The organism is Pseudoalteromonas carrageenovora IAM 12662 (assembly GCF_900239935.1).
GTDB classification, from domain to species: Bacteria; Pseudomonadota; Gammaproteobacteria; order Enterobacterales; family Alteromonadaceae; genus Pseudoalteromonas; species Pseudoalteromonas carrageenovora.
In genome coordinates, this window is sequence record NZ_LT965930.1 from 134,900 (window position 1) to 143,981 (window position 9,082).

Annotated in this window: 4 protein-coding genes; 3 read left to right on the forward strand and 1 reads right to left on the reverse strand. The window is 36.5% G+C overall.

What is annotated here, in order from left to right:
- Positions 1-135: 135 nt before the first annotated feature.
- The 3 genes from ALFOR1_RS20395 to ALFOR1_RS20405 all read left to right on the forward strand — a co-directional run bounded on the left by ALFOR1_RS20395 (position 136) and on the right by ALFOR1_RS20405 (position 7,260).
- A complete protein-coding gene (locus tag ALFOR1_RS20395) occupies positions 136-3,741 on the forward strand; it encodes a TonB-dependent receptor (protein WP_104644278.1) in 3,606 nt (1,201 codons plus the stop codon).
- Positions 3,742-3,806: 65 nt separating this feature from the next.
- Positions 3,807-5,378, forward strand: a complete 1,572-nt coding sequence (locus ALFOR1_RS20400) for a sulfatase family protein (protein WP_104644279.1) — start codon at positions 3,807-3,809, stop codon at positions 5,376-5,378.
- A gap of 319 nt (positions 5,379-5,697) precedes the next feature.
- A complete protein-coding gene (locus ALFOR1_RS20405; protein WP_104644280.1) occupies positions 5,698-7,260 on the forward strand; it encodes a sodium/sugar symporter in 1,563 nt (520 codons plus the stop codon).
- Positions 7,261-7,818: 558 nt separating this feature from the next.
- On the opposite strand, the gene ALFOR1_RS20410 is transcribed toward ALFOR1_RS20405, so the two are convergent.
- Positions 7,819-8,163 (reverse strand): hypothetical protein, encoded by a 345-nt coding sequence (locus ALFOR1_RS20410; RefSeq protein WP_104644281.1) that lies wholly within the window; start codon positions 8,161-8,163, stop codon positions 7,819-7,821.
- Between the last annotated feature and the right edge of the window lie 919 nt (positions 8,164-9,082).

Consider the following 9,082-nt stretch of genomic DNA (forward strand, 5'->3'; position numbering starts at 1 on the left):
TGGAAAAGCTTAAGCTTGTACGTTACGATTAGAACCCAAATAAGGATAACGCAATCCCTTTTCGGTTTGATTGATATTCAATCGATAAAGTAAGGCGATCACACACAATACAATAATGGTTAATGGGTAACTAAGATGAAAAGTCACTTTAAATTAAACGCCATATCAGCTGCAATAATCTGCACATTTGTTTCAGGCATTTCTGTAGCTGAAGAAAACACTGATGAAAAAAAGAAAGTCGATAAAAAAGAATCCGACGTTGAGGTTATCACTGTAACCGGCTTTCGAGGTAGCTTGCAGCGTGCAATGAACAATAAAAGGTTCTCTGAGGGGGTTACAGATTCAATCCATGCGGAGGATGTTGGTAAGTCAACAGACCAAAATATTGCAGATGCTCTCTCTCGTGTTACAGGGGTTACAGTTCAGGAGTCTAATGGTGAAGGTACTAAAATATCGGTCCGTGGTGCTAATTCTAATTTAAATAATATTTCAATGAACGGAGTTACCCTAACAAGCGGGCTTTCAGGATCAGGTTCTAATGCATCAGCAGAGCAAGGTGTTGACTTAAGTTCATTTTCATCTGATATTCTATCGTCTATTGAAGTGCAAAAAACAGCATCAGCAGATCAAGATGAAGGCTCTCTGGGTGCAAACGTTGTATTGAAAACCATTAAACCATTATCTTTAAAAAAGCCGATACGCAGTATAGAACTTCAAGGTCGTTATAACGATTACTCTGAAGATGCAAACCGAAAAGTCTCCGCTTCTTTTTCAGATAAATACCTTGATGACTCATTAGGTGTTATTTTCACTTTCGCTGATGAAACTCAAAATACTCGAAGAGATGAGTATAGTGCTAGTTGGGATGATGAGATTCATAGCGCTAAAGCAGGCAAAGCTAGAGATTTTTCGACAGGACAAATTATTACAGAAGAAAGTGAGTTTTTATCTCAAAGTTCACAAAGTTACGGTTTAAATTTAGATAAACGAGATAGGCAGTCTATAACCTTAGGCTTACAGTATCAACCAACTGCTGATACCGACATCCAATTAGATCTTACCCATTCTAATCAGGAGGTTACATTAGATAATCATCAATATGATCTGCAAATTTTATCAAACTTAAAAAATAAAAACAGTGATCCTCAAGAGGATTGGTGGACCATAAACAACGAGAATCATACATTGGTTAAGCGCCTTGATCGTTCAAATCGCGGTCGAGTATTTCGCCTTAAAGGTGGCTCTGAAATTAAGAACAATATCGGAACACTTAGCATAGACCATCATTTTACAGATAACTTTTCTGGTAAACTAATAGCTGGTTATTCTAAAACAAGCCAAGACTCACTCCCTAACGCTAGAGTTATGTTAGCAGGTAAATCTAAGACAAATAAATTACCAATAACATCAAATGATCCAAATGAAGTAACTTTACAGCCGCAAGGTTACGATTGCTCAAGTGGTAGCTGTCAAATTATCGCTAATAAAGGCTTTATCCAATTTCCAGATGGCATCACCGACCCATCTTTTGGTTTAGCACCAGGAAGAACAAATCCACTCGACATTCAAAACTTTCGAGTAGGGAATGTATCTAATGATGAGGATCATAATTCAGATACCAATAAGTCTCTATTCCTAGATTTTGACTGGAATGTAGATTATTTGGGCGTTACTAAGGTTGAGTTTGGAGGAAAGTATTCAAAGAGAGTTAAAGATGTTTACTCCCTTACAACTAAAATTCTAAACAACTCGGTAGTAGTTGACGCTAATGGAGACGAGCTAAGTATCGGAGGCCTAACAGATATAACAATGGCCGATCTATTAGTATCCAATGATTTTCCTGTAAATAACTTTATGGATGGTATTGCAGATCCTAATCAAGTCCACTTTTTAGATGGATGGGGAATAGTAGACCCATTCAAAGCGCTTGCTTTAGCAACCGATAGTGAGTCGGGTTTAGATGTAAAGCCACAACCTGATGAATCTGCATCAAGAATTATTGAGCAAGAAGTAAATGCACTGTATGGCAAAATTAATTTTGAATACTTTGATGGACGCCTAACCGGTAACATTGGTCTTCGCTACGTAAAGACAGAAACCAACGCAGAGGCGTTTAATAAAGTTCAGTTCCAAAAAACGCCGATTCTTTACGACTTCTACGATTTAATCTATAACCGTGGGCTAGCTAATGGTAATTTGCCTGTATGTGATTTTGAACCTCAGTACCCTAATGATGATGTAACTCAAACACCATCAAACCTTCCTGCTTCTGGCTCTTGTGCAGCATGGCAGCTTATGTATAACTATGACATGAATGATCCATCTACTTTCCCTGATTTTGTTAATCGTGATGGTGATACTTATCTAGCGCCATCGGCTTTAAATTCAAGCAACCCTAACTATATTTTACAAGTAGTCTACAACGACGATGGTAGCGTTCAACACGTGCTTAATAATGGCGTATCATCATTAGATGGACGCTCAACAGAAAATCCTGATTTAGCAGCATGGCTTGACCGCTCGACTATCGATGAGTTTATTGACCCTGTAACAGGCCAACCTCTAGGTTTCAAAGCAGGCCTTCGCTCTAAACGCACAAAAGGCTCGGCTAGCAACGATATTTTTCTTCCTAGTTTAAATCTAAATTATAAATTTAGTGACGACTTCATCGGTCGTTTCTCAGTTTCAAAAACAATGTCTCGCCCTACTTTCGACTCGACTACGCCAGGGGCTAACATTGATGAAAAATACGTTAGTGCTTGGGGAATAGGCAAAGCGAATAATGTAGCTCTAAAACCTCTAGAATCTACTAACTTAGATCTTTCTTTTGAATGGTACTTTAACAACTCTGGTTTAGTTTCTGTTGCATTTTTTCATAAGGACATGACAAATTTTGAAGAGAATATAACCGAAACCTATATTTGGAAGGATATCCGAACAGACTACGACTTGTCGTCAGTCGACTCAATCTACGATGTACTCGTAGAGCCAACGCTAAAAGAGGATGCCGACGGTAATCCTATTCCTGATACGCAAAATGCTCAACTTAATCAATATGAAGAAACACCAGGCACACCTTTAGATGAAAGTGGTAATACTTGTATGCCTGATAGAGTTGCTCACATTGAATTGCAAGACTCATTAACAGCTAATTGTCACACTGTAAAATTAGCAACCGTGAGAAATGGTAAAGGGGCGACAACTCAAGGCATTGAAATAAACTATACACAAAACTATGATTTCCTACCTGGTGCATTATCAGGCCTAGGCTTAAGTGTAAATTATACATACGCAGAGTCAGAAAAAGACATTGAAGTTAGTGCCGTTTCAGGTGTTTCAGTAGCACCATTACCTCAAACTTACACGCCAAAACATTCAGCTAATACAACTGTTTTTTGGGAGAAAGACGATTTAATGCTGCGCCTTGCGCATCGTTATAGTTCAGTACAACTTGTAAACGATAACTTTGCATTTGGCCAAGGTGTTGCGTGGTTAGATTCAACAAGTAAGTTGGATTTTAGTTCAACTTATAAAATTAATGATAATTTTACGCTTAGCTTCCAGGCGCTTAACCTCACAGACGAAACAAACAGAACTTTTCTAACAAGTAGGAATTATATAATTGATGGAGAAGTTTATGATGAGGGTAATGCCCTTGATCAATCGGTAGATACAAGCAGAACTATTTCTGAATACCGTACTGGTCGTCAATATAGAATAGGCATAAGAGCTTCATTCTAACTACTGACATAGTTTCAATTATTTAAATGGGCTTAGTTTGCCCATTTAACTTTAGGCAGATATTTATGAACTTCAAAATTAATTCTTTATGTTTTTTCACTTTAACAGTGCTTTTAGCAACAAGTGCACACGCAAAACTTACCAGTGATGATAAGAAACAAACAGAGCAAGTAACCACAACTGCTTTAAATAACCAAAAACCGAATATTGTAATATTTTATGTAGACGACCTTGGTTACGGTGATTTAAGCAGTTACGGTATGAAACAAGCTCAAACCCCAAATATTGATGCATTAGCAGCTGAAGGGATACGTTTTACTGACGCACACAGTTCTGCTGCGACATGCACACCTTCTCGATATTCATTGTTAACCGGCCAATATGCCTTTCGCAATAATGCAGCAATTTTACCAGGTGATGCTCCGCTTATCATTGATCATACTAAGCCTACACTACCTAAAATGTTGCAAAAGGCAGGCTATAAAACGGGTGTTGTAGGTAAATGGCACTTAGGGCTAGGTGATGGTTTTGTTGACTGGAATAAAGCTGTAAAGCCAGGGCCAATAGAGCTAGGTTTTGATTACAGCTTTTTAATCCCTGCGACAGCAGATCGAGTACCCACTGTATTTTTAGAAAATCATCACGTAGTTAATCTAGACCCGAATGACCCAATAACGGTTTCATATGAAAAACGTATAGGGAACCGCCCTGTCGGTACAGAGCACCCTGAGCTACTCAAAATGTCAGCAGATCTTCAACATAGCAATACCATTGTTGATGGTGTTAGCCGCATTGGTTGGATGGCTGGCGGAAAGTCTGCAGAGTGGAAAGATGAAGAATTTCCTTTTGTTTTTACCAACAAGGCAATTGAGTTTATTAACAGCAGTAAGAGTGAACCATTCATGCTGTTTTTTCCATTCAGTGATATTCATGTACCTAGAGTTCCAAATAAGATGTTTGCTGGTAAGTCAGGCATGGGCCCAAGGGGTGATGCAATATTGCAAATGGATTGGATGTCAGGACAGATTATTGATGAGTTAAAAAAACAAGGTTTATATGATAACACGCTTATTATATTTTCTAGCGATAACGGCCCTGTAATGGATGATGGCTATGCAGACCAAGCCGAAGAGCTGCGAGGAGAACATGATCCAGCGGCAGGTTATAGAGGTGGAAAATATAGTGCATATGAAGCCGGAGCACGTGTACCTATGATTATTACTTATCCTGAAGGAATTAAAAATAATGGTGATAGTAATGCATTAGTTAGTCAAATAGATATTTATAAATCACTCGCTGAATTAGCCGGTGTTAAGCTAGACAACAGTGAAGCGATTGATAGTAAAAATATGTTACCAGCCTTTTTAGACGCCAAAGAAAGCGGACGGACAGATATGCTTGAAGAGTCATTTACTTTGGCAATTCGCAGTGGAAAGTGGAAATATATATCACCATTTAATGGGACCACTCCCGACTGGCTTGCAAACAAAACCGCAATTGAAAATGGCTTAAAAACTGAGCCACAGTTATTTGATTTATCAAAAGACAGAAATGAGCAACACAATGTGGCAGATAAATACCCAAAATTGGTATTTTCACTACGAGCTAAGATCGAAAAAATTAAAGCCCGTAAATAATAAATTTAAGATATGCCGAGATTGACTATAGGTAGTTAATCTTGGCTATTTAAAAGTAGCCAAATTACGCTTATTCAGACTAATTTAATTAGTTATTTCATAATATAAAACAGTTTTACTAGCTGAAATCCACCCCTACTTCGCTTACGGATATCACTTTTAATCTTGTTACTATACTTATAAAAATCAGCGATATAAATAATCTAATTACTAAAAATATTGTATTTATTTAAAAATATAAAAGACAAACTCAAAACAAATAGGACAACGTTATCCTATTTGTTTTTATATTTTAAAATACAAATTATGAGGAAAGTTAATGAAATTAGACATACTCGATTCTAGTGTGTTTGTAGCTTATGTATTAGGACTACTAATACTCGCGTTATGGATATCAAGAGAAAGCAAACAGAAACAAAAAAACACTGAAGATTATTTTTTAGCCTCTAAGTCTCTTCCTTGGTGGGCAATTGGTGCATCATTAATAGCATCAAATATATCTGCTGAACAGATTATTGGAATGTCAGGCTCTGGTTTTGCAATAGGTATGGCTATCGCATCGTATGAATGGATGGCTGCAATAACACTATTAATTGTCGGCAAGTATATGCTGCCTATTTTTTTAGAAAATAAAATTTTTACTATGCCTCAATACCTTGAACAGCGCTTCGACAATAAAGTTAAAACTGTTTTAGCCCTTTTTTGGCTTGCTGTATATGTGTTTGTTAATTTAACCGCAGTGTTATGGCTTGGTGGGCTTGCAATAGAAACAGTTGCAGGTGTTGATTGGATGTACGGCATGATTTTTTTAGCGCTTTTCTCTGTAGCATATTCTTTATATGGAGGTCTAAAAGCAGTTGCTTACACCGATATATTACAGGTAGTCCTTTTAGTATTCGGTGGCCTATTCTTAGTTTATTTAGCATTAGATGAAGTGTCTAGCGGGCAAGGTGTGCTTGCAGGATTCGGTATTTTAACTGAACAACTACCTAACCACTTTGATATGATTTTAAGCCCAGATAACAGTAATTATATGAGCTTACCTGGTATCTCTGTTTTAGTTGGTGGCATGTGGATAATGAACCTTAGTTACTGGGGGTTTAACCAATATATTATTCAAAGAGCTTTAGCAGCAAAAAGTATTAAGGAAGCCCAAAAAGGCATTGCATTTGCCGCATATCTAAAACTACTAATGCCAATAATAGTTGTACTACCAGGAATTGCCGCAGTTGTGTTACACCCACAGTTAAGTTCACCAGATCAAGCCTACCCATCAATGATGGAATTAATGCCATCGGGTATTAAAGGTCTTGTTTTTGCTGCTCTAGTCGCCGCTGTCGTTTCATCTTTAGCATCGATGACAAATAGTATATCGACTATCTTCACGATGGATATTTATTCAAAACTTCAGCCGGGAAAAGCTCAAAAACACTATGTGAAAGTAGGCCGACTTGCAGCTTTAGCTTCATTAATTATTGCTTTAATAGTGGCAGAGCCGCTACTAGGTAAATTTGATCAAGCCTTTCAATATATACAGGAATTTACAGGATTTTTCACTCCGGGTATTGTTGTAATATTTTTAATGGGGATGTTTTGGTCAAAAGCGAGTTCAGCTGGTGCATTAGCTGCGGGTGTTGGCTCAGCATTATTTTCCCTGATTTTAAAATTCGCATACCCTGAACTCCCTTTTATGGATCGCGTTGGAATTGTCTTTTTGTTATGCCTAGTTATCTGTGTAATTGTCTCTTTATTAATAAAAGATAAGGGCGTAAGCGCAAGTGTGGACTTAAAAGAGGTGAGCTTTGCAACTGAGACTAACTTTAACTTAGCGACCCTAGGTGTCGTAATAATCCTAACTGCGCTATACGCTGTATGGTGGTAAAAATTAAATCGTAAGATTTAAACAAGTGTGTATGTCAAATCAAAGTCACTCATAGTTTGAGTGGCTTTTTTGGTTTTAAGAAGCGTATTCACGAAGAAGTAATATTGAACTATAAACTAGTAAATTAACGTCCTCTCCTCTCGAACGTTGTTGCTTAACTTAAAAGTTCAAGATACGAGCAAAAGTTATTTGTTCTTGAAATATGGCAATTTATTAACTTCAATACACTTTAAAAATAACTTGGTTTGTAAATTAAGTATAGTGAAGTGGTAATCAGGTAAACTGTTAAAACGTCTACTTTGTACCAATGTAGGTCGGATAAACGAAGCGCCATCCGACACAGTAAAATACCTTGCCAATTATCATCTATATTTTATGTTGTCGAGTGGCTGGAGAGTGCCATTTGCAGTCATTGCTAAACTTTGATGTATGAAGTCAAGATTTGACCCCCTTCTGTTTGATTTAAAATCACTAAAAGTGACGAATACTCCTTAAAAATCTAACACAGATGTAACAGCCTACAAGGTTTTTGTCCGCGTTTACGAACTTATTAGAATTCTATTCCCACACAGCTACGTTAAAGCCTTGCCTCATTTGATGGCTTGGCGAAATACGACTATTAGTTATCTGATTTTGTCGTATAAATTTTTCGTAATGCATATCAATTCTTTCTACAATTTTACCAAAAACAACAAACTGTCGGTCCAACTTTTCAATTTTTGTGACCTCGTACAATACTGGAATGTTACGCTTAGAGTTGATTACGGCAGCTTTATCACCAACTTTTATATTTTGTATTTCATCCCAGCCTTGTTGACCAGTCTCAACATCAAAAATCGCCCCTGCACCAAATAAGTCCTTATGTACGTAACTTGGCTCTATAGCTGAAAATAGATAATTCATTAAATCGCTCCTTGTAATTGCTATTGAGTATAAAAATTCTAACAGCTTTATCAGAGGACACTTTCCCTATTTTAGCGTGAAAACGCCCTTATTTTATGAGCTTCTATTAATAGCAAATAGTATAAGTTATTGCCAATCATAAATATTATGCTGAGTTAAGTTATTTTATTATATAAAAAAGAGAAAGGCTTATCATAACCTGAACTCTGGATAATAAATCTATCTCAAGCAGTTATTTTCGGCGCTAACTGCGTTGAATTCACTTGCAATAGGCTAGCTATTGACGCGTAATTTCGCCTTGTTTTCACTGGAAATCTCTGGCTAGAGAGAATAAGCATAAATATCACTTTTGACTCAATACGTTAGTAAATCTCTTAACCAGAGTTCAGGTTATCATAGTGTCACTTGAGTAGTAGCGACTTATATAGCGCAATTATCAATGTCAGGTTATCGCTCTAAGCCGCCTACCATATAAATAAATAGTAGGTATGGAAATACGTTCCACAATGTGGAAACAAGTTATCAATACATAATTCTGGTTAAATACACCAGAATTGTGTATTCACTGTCGAATACCTCCTTAAATACACCATAAATATGTAACCTTTGGCTATTAACTTTACATAATTATGGTAATTACACTAAAAACACCATTATTTTGTACTCTATATTCGATTAAGACTTAGTTTAAAGGCTTAATGAACAAATTGAGATAACACAATTATGGTTTTTTATAATGTTAGATAACACAATAGTGGTATATAAACACCATTATTTTGTTATTTATAAAAACAAAAAAAGACAAAACATTGAAATTTAGTTACTTTTAATAAAAAATGAATTTTATTGATTACATAAAACTGGTCAATAACACCAGTTTTATGTAAAACAACCGTTTAAAATACACAAAACTGGTGTT